Below are 19,797 nucleotides of genomic sequence, written 5' to 3'. Positions count from 1 at the left end.
GCATCGGCGCGCAGATGCTTCACGCGTTCTTCAACTTCCCCGCGACGCTGCCGATAATCCGCCGCCCTATCTTCATTAGCCTGTTTTATAAGCGCGCTTTCTCGTTGCGTTTAGACATGGACCTCTAAAAATCGTCTGCTTCGTCAAACGTCGTGCCAGCGCGCCTCGCGGACGACGCGTGCGCGCTCAGGCGACTGAAAGGGAAAGCTGGCACACTCACTCGCCTGCATCTCATATTCAACAAGCAAGGAGTATCGACGTGACCGTTTCCGTGACTTCCCGCTGGATCGACATCCCCGCCGACGGCGGCAGCTTCCAGGGTTATCTCGCGCTGCCCAAGACGGGGACCGGACCTGCGGTCATCATCCTGCAGGAAATCTTCGGCGTGAATTCGCATATCCGCAGCGTCGCGGATCAATATGCCGCCGATGGCTATATCGCGCTCGCGCCCGATGTTTTCTGGCGCACGCAGCCGCGCGTCGAACTGGGCTATGAAGGCGCGGATCGCGAAAAAGCGATGGAACTGCTGCAAAAGACCGATCTGGATACGGCCGTCGCCGATGTCGGCGCGGCGGCCAAGGCATTGCGCGCACTGCCCGAAGTGAGCGGCAAGGTCGCGGCGATCGGCTATTGCTTCGGCGGCCGGCTCGCGTATCTGGCGGCGGCGCAAGGCACGGTGGACGTCGCTGTCGCGTACTACGGCGGCGGCATCCAGAATCAGCTCGACAAGGCCGATCAGGTGAAAGCGCCGATCCAGTTCCACTACGGCGAACTCGACGCCCACATTCCCGCCGATGCCGTCGACGCCGTTCGTCAGCGCTTCGCGGGCCGCGCGGACGCCGAGCTATATGTGTATCCGGACGCCGATCACGGCTTCAACTGCGGCGAGCGCGCGTCGTACAACGCGAAGGCATCCGCGTTCGCGCACGGACGCACGCTGGCGTTCCTGGGCGAGCATCTGTAAAGAGCGGGCGTCGCGGGCCTTTTGGATGACGTCGCTGCGGCGGCGTCATATCAGCGCAGGCAATCCTTCCACGAGCAGAAACGCGACGAGCACGCCGACGAGCGCGCCGAATGCCCTGAGTACATTGTTCCTGAAGTGCGACGCGCATGGAATGGCGCCGAGAAACAGCGCGCCAGCGAGCGCCATCGGAATGACAAGAATGAAGTCGCCGATCGTGAAATACGTCATGGTGCGTCTCCCATCGTCTTGCTTTTCGTTCTCGATGCACACGCATTAAACGCGCCGCATCGACGATTCGAGTATAGGCCGCATGCAAACGCGCGTTGCCGGACGATGGATGGCCGAAAGGCGACCTCGCCGCGCGCGCCCTTGTGGAATAAGGCGCGCGCGGAAGTTTTTTAAGCGGACGCGGTAAAACCCTAGGTTTCGTCGTATTTCATTCGGCTTTCGTCAGACGCGCCGCCGCGCGTTCGCGCACGTTGAGATACGCCGCCGACGCGAAGCCGATTACCAGCAACACCGCGATCAAACCCGCGACGCCCGGCCATCCGAACGCGGTCCAGAAGTGTCCGCCGTACGATCCGATCAGGCTCGACCCGAGGTAATACGCGAGCAGATAAAGCGCGGCGGCCTGTCCCTTCGCTTGCGCGGCGAGCCGTCCGACCCAGCCGCTCGCCACCGAATGCCCGGCGAAGAAGCCGAACGTCACGCACGCGATCCCGCCGATGATGACCGGCAGCGACATCGACAGTGTCAGCGCCACGCCGATCATCATCAGCAGCACGCTCGCCATGAGCACGCGTCCGCGTCCGAAGACATCGGCCATCTTGCCGGACCACGGCGACGCGACCACGCCTGTCAGATAAACGGTGAAGATCGCGCCGATCTCCGTCTGATTCAGGCGAAACGGCGCGCCGAGCAGCCGATAGCCCGCAAAGTTGTAGAGCGTGACGAAGCCGCCCATCAGTACGAAGCCGATGAGAAACAGAAACGGCAATCCGCGATGCCGCAAATGCCCCGCAAGTGAGTTCCGATGGTGCGCGAAGCCGACGCCGCGCCGCGGCTTGAAGCGTCGCGACGGCGGCAGCAGCGAGCGGAACGCGAACGTCGCGAGCAAACCGAGCAGGCCGATTCCGCCGATCGCCACGCGCCAGCCGAAGAAATCCGCGAGCACGCCGCTGATCACGCGTCCGGCCATGCCGCCGATCGCGGTCCCGCCGACGTAAAGGCCCATCGCGAGACCGAGCCCTTCGGGATGCACTTCTTCCGCGAGATACGCCATCGCGACGGCCGGCACGCCGCCGAGCGCGAAGCCTTCGAGCGCGCGCACGACGAGCAGCGCGTGCCAGTCCGGCAACAGCGCCACGATCACCGTCAGCACGGACGACGCGAGCAGCGACAGCGTCATCAGCCGATGCCGGCTCCAGCTTTCCGAGGCGAATCCCGCGATGAAGATCGCGATGGCCAGCGCCGCCGTGCTCACCGAGACCGCGAGCGCGCTCACCGCCGGACTGACGCCGAAGGATCGCGTGAATTCGGGAAGCAGCGGCTGCACGCAGTAAAGCAGCGAGAATGTGGCGTACCCGGCGAACAGCAGCGCGAGCGACGCGCGCCAGTACGCGCGCGAGCCGCGTTCGAGGTAGACGGTCGAATCGTCGGTTGAGGGACGCTGCGGCGCCGGTGAAGCGTTCACGAATGAAGTCTCCGCTTAAAACGGGAAACCCGTAACGATACGCCGTTCCTAAGGGTTTTGCCTGATACGGCGGCGCATTCTGCATGCCGCAACACAGGTCTGGCGCTTGCGATGTCTGCGTTAGGCAACAATTCACGGCTTTCGGCATCGCGTTCGCGCGCCGCCGTGCGCTAAAGTAAGCGCACAATCGTTCATGAAAGCCGCGCGTGTCGCGCTTTGCGTAACAAAGACGCGGCGATTGTCGGTGCACGAGCCGTGAAAAAGCCTGTGCGGGTGCAACACTTGCCCGGCGTATCATTCAGTTGATCGCCGGCATGCAAACGGGGATTCATCATGCAAATCGGTTCGATTGTCCGCTCCGTGCATATTGCCGTGCCTCATGGCGCGCGCGGCATCGTCATGCGCATTCTTGGCGACATGGCCATGGTCGCCTGGTACGCGGGCGAGCCCGGCGTGACCAAGCTGCTCAATACCGAGCCGTTTTTTCTCGAAGACCTGATCGATACGGGCGACGTCGTGCGCCCCTCGAACACGGTCGTTCATTGAGCGGCGATTTCGCCGTCGTGCCGGCCGTCTGAAGGCGGGGCACAATGTCGGGATGAACGCACATCATCCCGATTCCACCGGCGCGTCCGACGACGACGCCCCGCCCTTCGCCGGCCTCACGCCCGAGCGCGTGCTCGATGCCGTCGACGGTCTCCTGATGCCCGCAGGCGCACGCACCGACGGTCGCCTGCTGCCGCTCAACAGCTACGAGAACCGCGTGTATCAGGTCGGCGTCGAAGACGGCCCGCCGGTGATCGCGAAGTTCTATCGCCCGAAACGCTGGTCGAACGAAGCCATTCTCGAAGAGCACGCGTTCGTCGCGAGCCTCGTCGCGCGCGAGATTCCGGCCGTGCCGGCGCGCGAGTTCGAAGGCACGACGCTCCACGAATTCGACGGCTTTCGCTTCTCCGTCTTCGAGCGGCGTGGCGGACGCGCGCCGGACCTCGACCGCCGCGACACGCTCGAATGGCTCGGGCGCTTCATCGGGCGCATTCATGCGGTCGGCGCGATCGAGCCGTATCGCGAGCGGCCGACGCTCGATATCCAGACATTCGGTTACGAGCCGCGCGAATTTCTGCTGACGCATCGCTTCGTGCCGGACGACGTTCGCGAGGCATACGAACGCGTCGTGGAGATGGCGCTCGAAGGCGTCGCGCAATGTTTCGAGCGCGCGGGCGATGTCGCGCAGCTTCGGCTGCACGGCGATTGCCATCCGAGCAATGTGCTCTGGACCGACGCAGGCCCGCATTTCGTCGATTTCGACGACAGCCGCATGGGTCCCGCAATTCAGGATTTATGGCTGCTGCTTCCCGCCGGTCGCGCGGAAGCATCGGGCGCGCTCGCCGATCTGCTCGCCGGTTACGAGGACTTCCGCGAGTTCGATCAGCGCGAGCTGCATCTCATCGAGGCGCTCCGGACGCTGCGCCTCATTCACTACGCCGCGTGGCTCGCGCGCCGCTGGCACGATCCGGCTTTCCCCGTCGCGTTCCCGTGGTTCAACACGCAGCGTTACTGGGAAGACCGCATTCTCGAGTTGCGCGAGCAGGTCGGCGCGATACAGGAAGGCCCGCTCTGGCCCGTCTGAAATTTTTCGTCACACACGCGGACTGTCAGGCAATCGCAATGGATTGTGTTCCGCAATCGCGCATGTAATGATAACAATTCTCATTTGCCCGCGATTCGATTGCCGCGTCTGATGCGCGATCGGGGCGCGGCTTCGTCCAAGAACGCCCCGACTCCGGAGAGACGCGTGAACGCGCCTGACACCCTCAATCCTCAGCCGACGAGCGGCTCAACTCAATATCGCCCGCATGGACGCCTGATCGACGACGCCGAGCAGATCGTTCGCAAGAACCGCTCGCGCCGCTCCACGTTCCTCAAGTGGCTGCGCAAGGTGCACGGCTGGGTTGGCCTGTGGGGTGCGCTGCTCGGCCTGCTGTTCGGCATGACGGGCTTTCTGCTGAACCATCGCGCGCCGCCGATGCGCATTTCCACCGGCGAGCCGCAGGTTTCGCAGATGCAGCTTGCGCTGCCGGCGGGCGGCTTCAAGTCGCCGCGCGACATGGGCGTGTGGCTCAAGCGCGAGTTGAAAATCGACGGCAATCTGGGCCGCACGCGCCGGGAGCCGGCGCATGCCGTCGGCTGGGGCGACAAGAGCACGATACAGCCCGAGCAATGGTCCACCATGATCTCGACGCCCGGCAGCAGCGTGATGGCGGAATACTGGGTGGGCAACAACTTCGTCTCGGTGAAGCGCACCGAGAACACCTTCCTCGCGATGATGACGAACCTGCACAAGGGCGTCGGCTTGAGCGTCGGCTGGGTGCTTCTCATCGATACGCTCGCGGGCAGTCTGATTCTGCTGTCGCTGACGGGCGTCTTGCTGTGGACCGAGCTGAACAAGCGCAAGACGGTGGGCGCGGCCATCGTGACGGTGTCGCTCGTCGCGATGATCGTCTGCGGCCTGATGTGATGCGCGCGGGCCGCTTTCTCAAGCGGACCGCTGCCGCATGATCAAACGCCGCACGCTTCGCTGCTGCCTGCCACCTCGCGCGCCGCCTTCGCGCCTTCCACGCGCAGCAGTTCGGGCAGCGAAACGCCGTTCTTCGCGGCGGTGACTTCCGCGAGAATCGATACGGCAATCTCCGGCGGCGTTCTGCTGCCGATGAAAATTCCCACCGGCCCGTGCAGCCGCGCGAGTTCGGCATCGCTCAGATCGAATTCCTTCAGACGCTCGCGCCGCGCCGCGTTGTTTCGACGCGAGCCCAGCGCGCCGACATAGAACGCCGGCGTCTTCAACGCTTCCATCAGCGCGAGATCGTCGAGCTTGGGATCGTGCGTCAGCGCGATGACGGCACAACGCTCGTCGAGTTTCATGTCCATCACGGTGTCGTCGGGCATGGTGCGCACGATGGTCGTTCCCGGCACGTTCCATTCGTCCGTGTATTCGACGCGCGGATCGCAAACCGTGACGTGATAATCCAGCCCGACCGCGATGCTGCACAGATACCGCGACAACTGCCCCGCGCCGATCACGAGCATGCGATAACGCGGACCGTGAATGGTGAGCAGCGTCGCTTCGTCGAAGACGACGCCATCCGTGGCCTGCGCGGGTTCGAGATGCGCCGCGCCCGTCGCCATGTCGAGCGTGCGCGCGACGAGCCGCCCGCTTTCCACCGCCGCGCACAGTTCTGCGATGCCGCTTTCGCGCGTGAGCGGCTCCAGCACGAGCTGAATGGTGCCGCCGCAGGGCAAGCCGAACCTGTGCGCCTCTTCCGCGCTAATGCCGTACTTCACCGCTTCGGGCTTCGTCTGCTCGATGCCCCGTTGCCGCACGCGTTCGATCAGATCGTCCTCGATGCAGCCGCCCGACACGGAACCGACCACGTGCCCATCGCCGCGCACCGCGAGCATCGCGCCTTCGGGCCGCGGCGACGATCCCCACGTCTTCACCACCGTGACCAGCAACACGCGCTTGCCCTCTTCGAGCCATTGCGCGCTGTGTTTCAGGACTTCGAGATCCACGCTGTCCATGATTTCTTTCCTTTCTCTTCCTTTTCGCCGCCGGATTGGTCGTCGGCGGGAATATCCTGCGATTCCTGTGCTTCGTTCGACTGTTTCGCGCCCTGCAACTGCGCGCCGAATCGTTTGAAGAATTCAGCTGCAATCTTACGCGCTGCGCCATCCACGAGGCGTGAGCCGATCTGCGCGAGCTTGCCGCCCACCTGCGCGTTCGCGCTGTAGCTGAGCTTCGTGGTGTCGGCGTCGTCGCCCGGTTCCAGGTTCACTTTCGCGGTGCCCTTGCTGAAACCGGCCGCGCCGCCCTGCCCCTCGAAGACGATCGTGTACGTGTGCGGCGCGTCGATGTCCGTCAGTTCCATCCTTCCCTTGAAGCGTGCCTTGACCGGGCCGACGGCGGCAGTCATCCCAACGGCATAGGCATTTTCACCGTCCGCCTCGATGCTGTCGCAGCCGGGAATGCACGCCTTCAGGATCGCCGTGTCGTTGAGCGCTTCCCATGCGCGCGCCTGCGGAACGGGCAGCGTATGCGTTTCGGTCAGTTCCATCGCGTATCTCCTCCATGCGTGCGGGCACCGCGCGCCGGCAGCGCCGCGAGTTCCCGCCCGACAGCGGCCAGGCTGTCGAGGTTGTGAGCCGCGAGCATCGCATCGACGTGCGGCAGGATCGCGCGAACGCCGCGCGCGCGGGGCGTGAAGCCGGGGTATCGCAAAAGCGGGTTGAGCCAGACGAGCCGATGCGCAAAGCGCTTGAGCCGCGCCATTTCTGCATCGAGCACGTCGATGGCTTCGTGATCCAGTCCATCGGTGACGAGCAGCACCGTCGCCCGGCCGGCAAGCACGCGGCGCGCCCATCGACGATTGAATTCCGCGAGCGCCGCCCCGATGCGCGTGCCGCCCGACCAGTCCGCGACCTGTTCGCCGAGCGCGGTGATCGCGACATCGGGATCGCGCTCGCGCAGCGTCCGCGTCGCGTTCGTCAGGCGCGTGCCGAACAGGAACACTTGCAGGCGCTCGCGCGATTGCAGCAGCGCATGGCAGAAGTACAGCACGGCGCGCGAATACGCGCTCATCGAACCGGAAATGTCGAGCAGCAAGACGAGCGGCGGCCGGCGCTCCACCACCGCGCGATACTTCCACACGGTCCAGTCGCCGCCCGCGCGCACGGCCTGGCGCGCGCTCGCGCGCAGATCGGCGTGCGTGCCGTGCGACGCCGCCTTGAGCCTGCGCGTCGGCTCGGTGGCGAGCGGCACACGATGCGCGCGAATCTGATGCCGCAGCGCGCGCCATTCGTCGGCGGTGAGCGTGTCGAAATCGCGATGACTCAGCCGCTCTTGCGCACTGAAGCTCATGCGCGCGTAGGTTTGTTCGGGCTTCGATTCAGGCGCGGCCGCCGTCTTCTGACCGGAGCGCGCGGCCAAAGCATCGGCGAGACGGTTGTTGCGCTTCGGCGGCGGCGCACCGCTTTCGACCTTCGGCAGCAAAAGCGCGCGCAGCTTGCCTTCCCAGTCGGGATCGCGCCAGAAGAGATCGAACGCGGAATCGAAGATATCGCGCTCGTCGGCGGCGTGAACGAGCAGGCACGCGAGCGTCGCGCGGACATCGTCGCGGCGGCGCAGGTCGATGAACCGCAGCGCGTCGAGCGCATCGACCGCGTGCGCCGGCGACATGCCGAGCCCCGCGCCCCGCAACAGGCGCACGAAATGAACGACGTTGCGCGCGAACGGTTCCATCGTCACGCCTTCGCTGCTTTCGCCGCGTTCGACAAACATTGCGCGAGCGTCGATGCATCCATGCGCGCGAGATCGTCCTGATACTTGAGCAGCACGCCCAACGTGTTCTGCACCGATTGCGGGTCCAGTTCCGACACCGACAGCGCCGCCAGCGCCCGGCACCAGTCGATGGTTTCCGCCACGCCCGGCGCCTTGAACAGATCCATCGTGCGCAACTCGTGGACGAACGCGACCGCCCTCGCCTGCAACGCGCGGCTCGCTTCGGGCGCGCGCGCCGCGACGATCGCGAGTTCGACATCGCGTTCCGGATAGCCGATCCACTGATACAGACAGCGGCGCTTGAGCGCGTCGTGGACTTCGCGCGTGCGGTTCGACGTCATCACGACGAGCGGCGGCCGCGCCGCGCGCACCGTGCCGTATTCGGGAATCGACACCTGAAAGTCCGACAGCAATTCGAGCAGGAACGCTTCGAACGGCTCGTCGGCGCGGTCGATTTCATCGATCAGCAAAACGCGGCGCGCGGCGGCGTTGTCGGGATCGGGCAAAAGCGCCTGAAGCAGCGGACGCTTCAGCAGAAACTCCCCGCGATACAGCGAATCGTTCGACGGCGTTTCGCCCGATGCCTCCGCGAGCCGCAACGCCATGATCTGCCGCGGATAGTCCCACTCGTACAGCGCGCTCGCCGTGTCGAGACCTTCGTAGCATTGCAGCCGCAAAAGCGTCGTTCCGCACAGCCCTGCCGCCGCCTTCGCGAGTTCCGTCTTGCCGACGCCCGGCTCGCCTTCGAGAAAAAGCGGCCGCTGCATTTTCAACGCGAGAAACAGCGCCGTCGCCAGCTCGCGGCTCGCGAAGTACTGATGCTCGCGCAGGCGGGCGAGCGTGTCGTCGATCGAATCGGGCTCGCTCTGCATCACGCCGAAAACGACATCGCGCGTTCGATCGCGCGGCCCGCGAGCACCGGAATCAGATGCGCGCGATATTCCGCGCTCGCGTGCATGTCGTCGTTGAGGCCGTCGGCGGAAATCGTCACGCTGCGCGCCGACGCCACCGTGAAGTCCTTCGACAACGCCGCCTCCAGCTCCTTCGGACGGAACACGGAAGGCGCCGCGCCCGTCACGCCGACGCGCACGCCATCCGCGAGCTTCGCGACGAACACGCCGACGAGCGCGAAATGCGACGCGGGATTGCGAAACTTCTCGTAGCCCGCGCGCTCGGCCAGCGGAAACTCGACGGCGGTGATCAGTTCGTCGGGTTCGAGCGCGGTCTCGTACATGCCGATGAAAAAGTCGTCGGCCGCGATGCGCCGCCGGTCCGTCACGACGGTCGCGTTCAGCGCGAGGACGGCTGCGGGATAGCACGCGGCGGGATCGTCGTTGGCGAGCGAACCGCCGATGGTCCCGCGCTCGCGCACCTGTCTGTCGCCGATGCGGCTCGCGAGATCCGCGAGTCCCGGTAGCGCGCGCTTCACATCCGCGTTCGATGCGACCTGCGCGTGGCACATCGCCCCGCCGATGGTCAGCTTGCCGCCATCGAGCGTGATCGTTTTCATCGACGCGATGCGCGTCACGTCGACCAGCGCCGAAGGCTGCGCGAGCCGCAGGCGCATGGTCGGCAGCAGGCTTTGTCCGCCCGCGAGGAACTTGGCGTCGCCGTTGGCGGAGAGCGCGGTTACCGCCGCTTTCGCCTCGTCCGGGCGTTGATAGTCGAATGTGTACATGGCGGTCTCCGTCAGGCGTGTTGAGCGGCGTGCATCGCGGTCCATACACGATGCGGCGTCGCCGGCATCTGCAGGTCCTTCACGCCGAGGTCGCTGAGCGCATCGATGATCGCGTTGATGACGGCGGGCGGCGAACCGATCGCGCCCGCTTCGCCGCAGCCCTTCACGCCGAGCGGATTGTGCGTGCACGGCGTGCCCTTCGCGGTCTCCACGTTGAAGCTCGGCAGGTCGCTCGCGTGCGGCATCGCGTAGTCCATGAACGAGCCGGACAGCAACTGGCCGCTGTCCTTGTCGTACACGCAGCGTTCGAGCATCGCCTGGCCGATGCCCTGCCCCAGCCCGCCATGCACTTGCCCTTCGACGATCATCGGATTGATCACGTTGCCGAAGTCGTCGACGGCGGTGAATTTCTCGATGCGCGTCTCGCCGGTATCGCGATCCACTTCGACTTCGCACACGTACGCGCCGGACGGATACGTGAAGTTGGTCGGATCGTAGAACGCGTTTTCATTGAGACCCGGCTCCAGCGTCTCCAGCGGAAAATTGTGCGGCACGTACGCCGCGAGCGATACATCCGCGAACGTCTTCGTCCGGTCCGTGCCCGCGACGCGGAACACGCCGTTGCTGAACTCGATGTCCTGCGGCGAAGCTTCCAGCAGATGCGCGGCGATCTTCTTCGCCTTGGCTTCGATCTTGTCGAGCGCCTTCACGATGGCCGATCCGCCGACCGAAATCGACCGCGATCCATACGTGCCCATGCCGAACGGAATGCGGCCCGTATCGCCGTGAATGATTTCGACGTTCTCGATCGCCACGCCGAGCCGGTCCGCGACCACTTGCGCGAAGGTCGTTTCGTGCCCCTGTCCGTGGCTGTGCGAGCCGGTGAACACGGTGACGGAGCCGGTCGGATGCACGCGCACTTCGCCCGCTTCGAAGAGACCCGCGCGTGCGCCCAACGCGCCGGCCACGTTCGACGGCGCGAGACCGCACGCCTCGATGTAGCACGAATAGCCGATGCCGCGCAGCTTGCCCTTCTGCTTCGATTCCTCGCGGCGCTTCTCGAAGCCCGCGACATCCGCGAGTTCGATCGCGCGATCGAGAATGGCGTCGTAATCGCCGGTGTCGTACGTGAGGCCGACGGGCGTCGCGTATGGAAACTCGCGGATGAAGTTGCGGCGGCGCAGTTCCACCGGGTCGATGTTCAGCTCGCGCGCCGCCGTTTCCACGAGCCGTTCGACCACGTACGTCGCTTCGGGGCGGCCCGCGCCACGGTAGGCATCGACGGGAACGGTGTTCGTGAAGACCGCCTTCACTTCGGCGTAGATCGCGGGCGTCGCGTACTGACCGGCAAGCAGCGTCGCGTAAAGAATCGTCGGAATGGACGATGCGAACGTCGACAGGTACGCGCCCATGTTCGCGGTCGTGTGCACGCGCATGGCGAGGAACTTGCCGTCGTTGTCGAGCGCGAGTTCGGCTTTCGTCACGTGATCGCGGCCGTGGGCGTCGGAGAGAAAGGCTTCGGAGCGCTCGGCGGCCCACTTGATGGGACGCCCCACTTTCTTCGATGCCCACGTCAGCGCGACATCCTCGGGATACAGAAAGATCTTCGAGCCGAAGCCGCCGCCGACATCCGGCGCGATCACGCGCAGCTTCGATTCCGGCAGCGACAGCACGAACGCCGCCATCAGCAAGCGCTCGACGTGCGGATTCTGGTTCGCGACGTAGACGGTGTAGCTGTCGTCGTGCTTCGAGTAGCTCGCGTTGACGGCGCGCGGCTCGATGGCGTTCGGCACGAGGCGCTGGTTGACGATATCGAGCGTCGTCACGTGCGCGGCCTGCGCGAACGCGGCGTCGGTGCGCGCCTTGTCGCCGTGGCCCCAGTTGTAGCAGACGTTGTCCGGCACGCTGTCGTGAACGAGCGGCTTGCCGGCATCCGACGCGCTCGCCGTATCGACCACCGCGGGCAGTTCTTCGTAGTCCACGGCGATCAGCTCGACCGCGTCCTTCGCTTCCTTCAGCGATTCGGCCACGACGAGCGCGACCTGATCGCCCACGTGCAACACCTTCTCGTGCGCGATGACGGGATGCGGCGGCTCGTGCATCGGCGAGCCATCGGTGCTGTGGATCAGCCATCCGCACGGCAATCCGCCGACGTTCTCGCCCGCGAGATCCTTGCCCGTGAAAATGGCGATCACGCCCGGCGACGCCTTCGCCGCTTCGATATCGATCGAGCGGATGCGCGCGTGCGCGTGCGGCGATCGAAGGAAGACGCCGTGGCTTTGCTGCGGCATGACGACGTCGTCGGTGTATTGGCCCGCGCCCGTCAGGAAGCGATAGTCTTCCTTGCGCTTGACGCCGGCGCCGATCAGTTTCTGTTGTTCAGGTGCGTTCATCGCGGTTCTCCTGTCGACATTAGGCGCGATTACATCTGTCAGAGATGGCTTCGCGTCAGGCGCGCGCCTTCATGTTTTCGGCGCCCTGGAGAACCGCTTTCACGATGTTGTGATAGCCGGTGCAGCGGCACAGATTGCCGTCGAGCTGCTCGCGCACTTCTTCTTCGGAGAGATCGGGCGATTCGGCTGCGAGCGCGGCCGCGGTCATCACCATGCCCGGCGTGCAGAAGCCGCATTGCAGGCCGTGGCATTCCCTGAACGCCGCCTGCATCGGATGAAGCTCGCCGTCGCGGCTCATGCCTTCGATGGTCGTCACTTCCATGCCATCGGCTTGCGCCGCGAGGATGTTGCACGACTTGATCGCGCGGCCATCGAGATGAACGGTGCACGCGCCGCACTGCGCGGTATCGCAGCCGATATGCGTGCCGGTGAGTCTGAGTTGTTCGCGGAGAAACTGGACGAGCAGAAGATGCGGTTCGACGTTCGCGGTCACCGGTTTTCCGTTGACCGTCAGGCTGATGCTGAGCGGCATGACTGTCTCCTTGAGGCCGGAGCGGCGCTTTCACGCGCCTTTCCGGTCCTTGCACGATATTGCCGGGATGGACCCGCCTCACGCCGCTCGCGCCTGCACTACATCACGTCCTGAACCTGGCTTGGGCTAAGCGTCCGGCTGGGGAATTCGTGTCGTGTGTCACGGCGAGTAAAACACAAATCGACGGGCGTCGCCATTAGGCGCACGCCCGTGCCGTCGTTGAATTCCGCGCATTCTGCGTATTCCGCGCGCGCCGACAGCCCGAAATGCAAAACGCCGCCCCGAGGGGCGGCGTCGTTTTCGCGGATTGCGCAGGCGTTCAGCGCGTCACGGCTTCGCGCTCCGGGCTTGCCGCGCGGCTGACCGTGCGGCCCAGCTTCGAATGATGACGCGAGTACGCGAAGTAAATCGCGAGGCCGATCACGAGCCACACGACGAACGCGATCCACGTCGTCTTCGCCAGATTGAGCATGAGGAACAGGCACGACGCCACCGCGAGAACCGGCACCACGGGCACGCCCGGGCAACGGAACGCGCGCGGCAGTTCAGGATGCGTGCGGCGCAGGATCAGCACGGCGATGGAGACCATCGAGAACGCGGCGAGCGTGCCGATGTTGATCAGCTCGGCCAGCACGTTGAGCGGCACGAGCGCGCCGATCAGCCCGAAGAAAATGCCGACGAGCCATGTCGTGAAGAACGGCGTCGCGTAGCGCGGATGCACGCTCGACAGCTTCGCGGGCAAGAGGCCGTCACGCGACATCGCGTAGATGATGCGCGTCTGGCCGTAGCTCATCACGAGAATCACGGTGAGCATGCCGAGCACCGCGCCGAGATCGATGAAACCCGCGACCCAGTTTTGTCCGGCCACTTGCAGCGCATACGACACCGGATGCGAGATGTTCGCGAACTGCGCCGCCGGCACGATGCCCGTCACGACCGCCGCGACCGCCACGTACAGCACCGCGCACACGGCGAGCGACGAAATGATGCCGATGGGCAGATCGCGCTTCGGATTCTTCACTTCTTCCGCCGCCGACGACACCGAATCGAAGCCGATGAACGCGAAGAACATCACCGCCGCCGCGCCGAACACGCCGGACCAGCCGTGCGGCATGAACGGATGCCAGTTCGCGGGCGTCACGTGGAACACGCCGACCGCGATCACCATCAGCACGACCGTGACCTTGATCGCGACCATGATGTTGTTGATGCGCGTCGATTCCTTCACGCCGATCGACAGCAGCCACGTGATGACCATCATCACGAGGAAGGCGGGCAGGTTGAAGTAGGTGACGTGGCCCGGCAGCGCGCCGGGTGCGGCCGACAACGCGGTCGGCAGGCTGATGCCGAAGCCGGAAAGCAGCGATTGCAGATAACCCGACCATCCGACCGACACCGCCGACGTCGCGAGCCCGTATTCGAGCATCAAGTCCCAGCCGATGATCCACGCGGCCAGTTCGCCGAGCGTCGCGTAGGAATAGGTGTAGATGGAACCGGCGACGGGAATCGTCGATGAGAATTCGGCGTAGGCGAGGGCGGCGAAGCAGCACGCGATCGCCGCCACGAGAAACGACACCATGAGCGCCGGGCCGGCCTGCACCGCGCCCGTGCCGGTCAGCACGAAAATGCCGGTGCCGATGATTGCCCCGATGCCCAGAAAAGTGAGATCCAGCGCGCCAAGCGTTTTCTTGAGAGACGTGCTTTGCGCGCCGGCAAGCATGTGCTCGATATTTTTCTTGCGGAACAACGACATACGGTAAGTCTCCTTTCAGCGCGCGGTGCGCCTTCCCTCGGGAAAACCCGACATTTTAGCGGAGTAAAGGAGAATGCCCACGAATGGGGCGACGTGCCCGTTTTAGGTACGACGTTTTACATTTATCCTGCGCGGGATAAAATTTCGCTATCCCGCGATGGCCGGATTCATGTCGACAAGGCGATTGCTCATCACATAGAACGTGAGTTCGGCGTTGTTCGCGAGCTTCATCTTTTCGAGCAGGCGCGTGCGATAGACGCTCACCGTCTTCACCGACAGCGACAGCGCATGCGCGATGTCCGTCAGCCGCTTGCCCGACGCGAGCATGCACAGCGTCTGGAATTCGCGGTCCGAGAGCTTTTCATGCGGCATCCGCTCGGCGTCGAGCGAGACGTACGTGGCGAGCGCCTCGGCCATTTCAGGGCTCACGTATTTGCGGCCGGCGGCGACTTGCTGGACCGCGCGGATCATGAGCGCGGGATCGGCGGTTTTGGACAGATAGCCCGACGCGCCGGCCTTCAGCGCGCGAACCGCGTACTGGTCTTCGCGGTACATCGAGAACATCAGCACCGGCAGGGTCGGCGTGTCGCGCTTCAAACGCTTGAGCACGTCGAGGCCGTTGATGTCCGGCAGCGAGATGTCGAGCAGCACGACGTCGTACGCGCCGCGCGCCGCCAGCGCGAGCGCATCCGCGCCGGTTTCCGCTTCGTTCACGTCCGATGCGACGCCGCGCTCCGTCAGCAATTGCGCGACGCCCCGGCGCACGATGGCGTGGTCGTCGGCGAGCAGGACTTTGAGCGTCATCGGCACGCCTTAAGCGTTGACCGCGCGCAGCATGGTGCGCGGCGCGGCGGTCCAGGGCAGGCGCGCACGCACCGACGTGCCGCCCGTTTTCGATGCCGCCACGCGCAAGCTGCCGCCGAACGCCTCGCAGCGCGCCCGCATGCCCGCGAGTCCGAATCGCCCGGTTTTGCGGCGCGCGGCAGGTGTGATGCCGACGCCATCGTCCTCGACGACGAGCGACACGCCGTGCGCATCGGCGGTGACGGCGACGGTCACGCGCTCCGCGCGCGCGTGCCGCGCGACGTTGCCGAGCGCTTCCTGCGCGACGCGAAAGAGCGCGAGCGCCATGTCGCCCGGAACCCGAATTTCAACTGAACAAGATAAATTTACGTGAAGCGCCGAGCGCGCACCGAACCTGTCGATCCAGTCAGCGAGCGCATCGGCGAATCCGGAGTTGAAAGCCGGCGCATGCAAACCTTCGACGATACGATGGCTCGCGTCGGCGGCTTCGACGAGACATTCGCGCGCCTGACGCAACGCTTCGACGCACGCGGCGGGCGCATCGGCGGGAAGGAAAAATTCGGCGCGGCCGATCGCGAGATTCGCGGCGGTGAAAAGGGCGCCGGTTTCGTCGTGCAGATCGCCGGCGATGCTGCGGCGCGCGCGCTCGTCGGCGGCGGCGAGTTGCGCGGTCAGTTCGCGCACACGCGCGTTCAGGCGCTGAAGCTCGCGATCGCCGCGCAGCTTGGCGTCGACGAGCGCGGAAAGAGGCGAATTCGACGCCTCCATCGCCAATGACGAGACGCCGCGCAAGCTCGCGCGGGGCGTGGTGCGCTCATCGAGCGCGGCCATGGCCGACGTGTTCATTGTTCCCTCGCTTTGAGCGCAACGGAAGTTACGTCCTCGGCCGACTCACGAGCGGGCGTAACTGAATTTACACTCTGTAACATCGAAGACGGACGAAAGCGCTTTCCGCGCTCAATCTAATCGTTCGCATCATATCTCAAAATTATGACGAATCGATTAGACGACAACGGTTTCGCGCATGAACTTCAAGTCGGTTAGCAACATTGGCGCAACGAATTTGTAGGAAGAACGCCTACGCAAGTTGTAACAAGACGCCGCGTGCGGGCGAAAAAAAACCGGAGCACGAAGCTCCGGTTTCCGGTGCGCGGACGTCCCGCCGATCAGCCGACGAACGCCTTCTCCACGACATAATGCCCCGGATGGTTGTTGCTGCCTTCCTGGAAGCCCATCGAGTCGAGCAATTGACGCGTGTCGCGCAGCATGTGCGGGCTGCCGCAAAGCATCACGCGGTCGTTTTCGATCGAGAACGGCTCCACGCCGATATCGGCGAACAGCTTCTTCGTTTCGATCAGATCCGTGATGCGGCCACGGTTCGCGAACTCTTCGCGCGTCACCGTCGGGTAATACACGAGCTTTTCCGACACGATTTCGCCGATATGCTCGTGCGCCGGCAAGTGCTCGGTGATGAAGTCCTTGTACGCGAGTTCGTCGACGAAGCGGCACGTATGCGTCAGCACGATCTTGTCGAAGCGGTCGTAGACGTCCGGATCCTTGATGATCGACATGAACGGCGCGAGGCCCGTGCCCGTCGAGAGCAGCCACAGCGTCTTGCCGGGCAGCAGGTTGTCCGCGACGAGCGTGCCCGTCGGCTTCTTGCCGATCAGCACGGAATCGCCCACTTTCAGATGCTGCAGACGCGACGTCAGCGGGCCGTCCGGCACCTTGATGCTCAGAAATTCGAGATGCTCTTCGTAGTTCGCGCTCGCGAGGCTGTAGGCGCGCAGGAGCGGCTTGCCGTCGACTTCGAGGCCCACCATCGTGAACTGGCCGTTCTCAAAGCGGAACGAGCTATCGCGGGTGCAGGTGAAACTGAAAAGCGTGTCGGTCCAGTGATGGACGCTCAGAACGGTTTGAGAGTTAAGGTTGCTCATGGCTTCTTGGACTAGGCGAAAACGGTGACGCTCACGGGCTGGACGTCAGAAGGGCGCTACGCTCGACGCTGCGCGAAAGGACAATTCGATGAGCTCGATGTCCACGAATCCCGCGCGATTTTCACTTCGATGGCCGCGCCTGTGCCGCAGCGCAATCGGATATTTTACCCGATAGCCGTTTGGCGTACTGAAGCGTCCCGAGGCGGCGCCTGTGGCGCCTTCGGCTCATGAACCGCTGGCGGCCGGGCCGCAGGGCTATCTATTGCCAAAAAGCAATGAGTAGCCTGCGACCCGCATGATAGCAACCGCCGCCGCGCCTATTCAGAAATACCCTGCTGTCAAAAGGCCGCAGCGCGTTGTTTAGATGCGCTGATCCGTCGACGGCTTCTCCCACAGGTTGATGCCGCCTTCCTGCGCGTGCTGGTCGATTTCCGCGAGTTCTTCCTGGCTGAAGTCGAGGTTCTTCAACGCGCCGACGTTCTCCGCGACCTGTTCCGCGCGGCTCGCGCCGATCAGCACGGACGTCACGCGCCCGCCGCGCAGCGCCCACGCGAGCGCCATCTGCGCGAGGCTCTGGCCGCGCCGCTCGGCCAGTTCGTTCAGCTTGCGCACGTGCGCGAGGTTGGCATCGCTCAAATGCTCCTGCTTGAGCGACCCGCCGCCCGGCTTGTTGACGCGCGCGTCCTGCGGCACGCCGTTCAGGTACTTGCTCGTCAACAGGCCTTGCGCGAGCGGCGTGAACGCGATGCTGCCCGCGCCGATATCGTCGAGCGTGTCGAGCAGTTCGTGCTCGATCCAGCGGTTCAGCATGTTGTACGACGGCTGATGGATCAGCAGCGGCACCTTGTGCTCGGCGAGCAGCTTCGCCATTTCGCGCGTCTTGGCCGCCGAATACGACGAAATGCCGACATACAGCGCCTTGCCCGAATGCACGGCGGTGGCGAGCGCGCCGGCGGTTTCTTCGAGCGGCGTGTCGGCGTCGAAACGATGCGAGTAGAAGATATCGACGTAATCGAGACCCATGCGCTTCAGGCTCTGGTCGAGGCTCGCGAGCACGTACTTGCGCGATCCGCCGCCCTGGCCGTACGGGCCGGGCCACATGTCCCAGCCGGCCTTCGACGAAATCAGCAACTCATCGCGATACGGCCGGAAATCGTCCTTGAAAAGACGCCCGAAGTTGCTTTCCGCGCTGCCGTACGGCGGCCCGTAGTTGTTCGCCAGATCGAAATGCGTGATGCCGAGATCGAACGCGGTGCGCAGAATCTCGCGCTGCGTCGAGAGCGGCGTGGTATCGCCGAAGTTGTGCCACAAGCCCAGCGACAGCGCCGGCAGTTTCAGCCCGCTCTTGCCGCACGTGCGGTATTGCATCTGCGTGTAGCGCTCGGAAGCTGCTTCGTAAGCCATGACGGATTTCCTTTGCGGGTTGCGGAATTGGACTAACTTTGACAAGCGTGACCGGTCGATCACCCGGACAGCCGCGATACGCTCGCGCCTCCGGCCGAAAACCGTTAATGGTAAGGCAATCGGCGTCAGCGCGAGCGTTGCACGCGTGCCGTCCTGCTATGCGGGAACCTCGCGCGCCTTGCCGAACATCCATCCGAAGAAAGGAGTTCACCCATGGATTCAATCGACAGACTGCGCCCCGCCTACGACTTCATGCTCACGCTCGGGCTGACTTACGGCGTCAACATCCTGATGGCGATCCTGATCGTCGCCGTCGGCTGGTGGATTTCGAATCTCGTGTCGAACGCGCTGCGGCGCACGCTCGCCCGCACCAATGTCGATGCGACGCTCACGCCCGTGCTCGCCAGCGTCGCGATGTGGGCGATCCGCGTGGTCGCCATCGTCGCCGCGCTCGGCAAGTTCGGCATCGCGGCGGCCAGCATTCTCACCGTGCTGGGCGCGGCGGGACTCGCCATCGGGCTCGCGCTGCAGGGCACGCTGCAGAATATCGCGGCGGGGCTGATGCTCCTGCTGCTGCGGCCGTTTCGCGTCGGCGATTACATCGAGGGCATCGGCGTGACGGCGGGCACCGTCAACGAGATCGGCCTCTTCACGACGCGGCTCACGAAAGCCGATGGCATCGTGATGTACGTGCCGAACAGCATCATCTGGGCGAATCCGGTGACGAACTACAGCGCGAACGAGCGCCGCCGCGTCGTGCTCAATTTCCTCGCTCAACACGGACAGGACGTCGAGCGCGTGCTGGCCGAACTGCGGCGCATGGTGGCGCAGGATGCGCGCATCGTTCAGGACGGAGCGTCGGCGCCGTGGTTCGCCGTCACCGATTACACCGATACCGGCGTCAAGTTCAACGTCGGTGTGTGGACGCGCGCGAGCGATCACGCCGACGTGCAAGCCGACTTGCTGCGCCAGATTCAGCCGCTGACGCGCGTGCCCGTCGCTGCCTGACGGGATTCGCCGGACGCGCTGGACGCGCCTTCGTGCGCCTTGTAAGCTGGCGCGCCCTATCTTGAAATGAACGAGGACACCCATGACCCGGGCGATTTCTGTTGCGTTGCTAGTCGGCGGCGTCGTGCTGCTTTACTTCGGCGGCCAGTCGTTTCATTCGCTCAGCAACGACGTATCGCGATTCTTCACGGGCTCGCCGACGAACAAGACGATCTGGCTGATCGCGGGCGGCATCGTCGCGAGTCTGGCCGGGTTGATCGGCGTCGCGCTGCCTTCGAAGCGCTGAAGCCGCCGCT

General features: G+C 64.6%; 20 protein-coding genes. 6 read left to right on the top strand and 14 right to left on the bottom strand.

Annotated elements, in window-relative coordinates; translation table 11 throughout:
* Positions 1–259 precede the first annotated feature (259 nt).
* A complete protein-coding gene (locus NCR39_RS14070; protein WP_250452715.1) occupies positions 260–964 on the top strand; it encodes a dienelactone hydrolase family protein in 705 nt (234 codons plus the stop codon).
* A gap of 45 nt (positions 965–1,009) precedes the next feature.
* Here the strand turns inward: NCR39_RS14070 and NCR39_RS14065 are convergent, their stop codons facing one another.
* Positions 1,010–1,192, bottom strand: a complete 183-nt coding sequence (locus NCR39_RS14065) for a hypothetical protein (protein WP_250452714.1) — start codon at positions 1,190–1,192, stop codon at positions 1,010–1,012.
* A gap of 208 nt (positions 1,193–1,400) precedes the next feature.
* Positions 1,401–2,657, bottom strand: a complete 1,257-nt coding sequence (locus tag NCR39_RS14060; RefSeq protein WP_250452713.1) for an MFS transporter — start codon at positions 2,655–2,657, stop codon at positions 1,401–1,403.
* A gap of 333 nt (positions 2,658–2,990) precedes the next feature.
* Between NCR39_RS14060 and NCR39_RS14055 the strand changes: the two genes are divergently transcribed.
* From NCR39_RS14055 to NCR39_RS14045, 3 genes are all read left to right on the top strand, one after another.
* Positions 2,991–3,203: a hypothetical protein gene (locus NCR39_RS14055; protein WP_250452712.1), complete on the top strand. Its 213-nt coding sequence runs from the start codon at positions 2,991–2,993 to the stop codon at positions 3,201–3,203.
* 52 nt (positions 3,204–3,255) lie between these two features.
* Positions 3,256–4,287: a serine/threonine protein kinase gene (locus tag NCR39_RS14050; RefSeq protein WP_250452711.1), complete on the top strand. Its 1,032-nt coding sequence runs from the start codon at positions 3,256–3,258 to the stop codon at positions 4,285–4,287.
* A 165-nt stretch (positions 4,288–4,452) separates the two neighbouring features.
* A complete protein-coding gene (locus NCR39_RS14045; RefSeq protein WP_250452710.1) occupies positions 4,453–5,175 on the top strand; it encodes a PepSY-associated TM helix domain-containing protein in 723 nt (240 codons plus the stop codon).
* 41 nt (positions 5,176–5,216) lie between these two features.
* On the opposite strand, the gene NCR39_RS14040 is transcribed toward NCR39_RS14045, so the two are convergent.
* The 12 genes from NCR39_RS14040 to mgrA form a co-directional block, all read right to left on the bottom strand.
* On the bottom strand, positions 5,217–6,236 hold the full coding sequence (locus NCR39_RS14040) for an XdhC family protein (RefSeq protein ID WP_250452709.1): 1,020 nt from the start codon (positions 6,234–6,236) through the stop codon (positions 5,217–5,219).
* Positions 6,209–6,769, bottom strand: a complete 561-nt coding sequence (locus NCR39_RS14035) for an SRPBCC family protein (RefSeq protein ID WP_250452708.1) — start codon at positions 6,767–6,769, stop codon at positions 6,209–6,211. The genes NCR39_RS14040 and NCR39_RS14035 overlap by 28 nt, the downstream gene beginning before the upstream one ends.
* Positions 6,760–7,992, bottom strand: a complete 1,233-nt coding sequence (locus tag NCR39_RS14030; RefSeq protein ID WP_250452707.1) for a vWA domain-containing protein — start codon at positions 7,990–7,992, stop codon at positions 6,760–6,762. The genes NCR39_RS14035 and NCR39_RS14030 overlap by 10 nt, the downstream gene beginning before the upstream one ends.
* Positions 7,956–8,864: an AAA family ATPase gene (locus tag NCR39_RS14025; RefSeq protein ID WP_250452706.1), complete on the bottom strand. Its 909-nt coding sequence runs from the start codon at positions 8,862–8,864 to the stop codon at positions 7,956–7,958. Before NCR39_RS14025 ends, NCR39_RS14030 begins: the two co-directional genes overlap by 37 nt.
* On the bottom strand, positions 8,864–9,670 hold the full coding sequence (locus NCR39_RS14020; RefSeq protein WP_250452705.1) for an FAD binding domain-containing protein: 807 nt from the start codon (positions 9,668–9,670) through the stop codon (positions 8,864–8,866). Before NCR39_RS14020 ends, NCR39_RS14025 begins: the two co-directional genes overlap by 1 nt.
* 11 nt (positions 9,671–9,681) lie before the next feature.
* Positions 9,682–12,063, bottom strand: coding sequence for a xanthine dehydrogenase family protein molybdopterin-binding subunit (locus NCR39_RS14015; protein ID WP_250452704.1), 2,382 nt, complete (start codon positions 12,061–12,063; stop codon positions 9,682–9,684).
* A gap of 55 nt (positions 12,064–12,118) precedes the next feature.
* Complete coding sequence (locus tag NCR39_RS14010) at positions 12,119–12,595, bottom strand: (2Fe-2S)-binding protein (protein WP_250452703.1); 477 nt, start codon at positions 12,593–12,595, stop codon at positions 12,119–12,121.
* Positions 12,596–12,914: 319 nt separating this feature from the next.
* Complete coding sequence (bcaP, locus tag NCR39_RS14005) at positions 12,915–14,348, bottom strand: branched-chain amino acid transporter BcaP (RefSeq protein WP_250452702.1); 1,434 nt, start codon at positions 14,346–14,348, stop codon at positions 12,915–12,917.
* Between the two features lie 147 nt (positions 14,349–14,495).
* Positions 14,496–15,152, bottom strand: coding sequence for a response regulator transcription factor RqpR (gene rqpR / locus NCR39_RS14000; RefSeq protein ID WP_250452701.1), 657 nt, complete (start codon positions 15,150–15,152; stop codon positions 14,496–14,498).
* Between the two features lie 9 nt (positions 15,153–15,161).
* Complete coding sequence (locus tag NCR39_RS13995; RefSeq protein ID WP_250452700.1) at positions 15,162–15,998, bottom strand: sensor histidine kinase; 837 nt, start codon at positions 15,996–15,998, stop codon at positions 15,162–15,164.
* A gap of 320 nt (positions 15,999–16,318) precedes the next feature.
* Positions 16,319–17,089, bottom strand: a complete 771-nt coding sequence (locus tag NCR39_RS13990) for a ferredoxin--NADP reductase (protein WP_040052776.1) — start codon at positions 17,087–17,089, stop codon at positions 16,319–16,321.
* A 360-nt stretch (positions 17,090–17,449) separates the two neighbouring features.
* On the bottom strand, positions 17,450–18,493 hold the full coding sequence (mgrA, locus tag NCR39_RS13985) for an L-glyceraldehyde 3-phosphate reductase (protein ID WP_250452699.1): 1,044 nt from the start codon (positions 18,491–18,493) through the stop codon (positions 17,450–17,452).
* A 213-nt stretch (positions 18,494–18,706) separates the two neighbouring features.
* Here mgrA and NCR39_RS13980 point away from each other — a divergent pair, with 213 nt between their 5' ends.
* Positions 18,707–19,501, top strand: coding sequence for a mechanosensitive ion channel family protein (locus NCR39_RS13980; protein WP_250452698.1), 795 nt, complete (start codon positions 18,707–18,709; stop codon positions 19,499–19,501).
* 82 nt (positions 19,502–19,583) lie between these two features.
* Complete coding sequence (locus NCR39_RS13975) at positions 19,584–19,787, top strand: DUF3185 family protein (RefSeq protein WP_250452697.1); 204 nt, start codon at positions 19,584–19,586, stop codon at positions 19,785–19,787.
* Positions 19,788–19,797: the final 10 nt, after the last annotated feature.

This window comes from Caballeronia sp. ATUFL_M2_KS44 (assembly GCF_023630965.1).
GTDB classification, from domain to species: domain Bacteria; phylum Pseudomonadota; class Gammaproteobacteria; order Burkholderiales; family Burkholderiaceae; genus Caballeronia; species Caballeronia concitans.
Note: the sequence above shows the minus strand (reverse complement) of the source record. Positions and strands in the feature narration are given on the sequence as shown.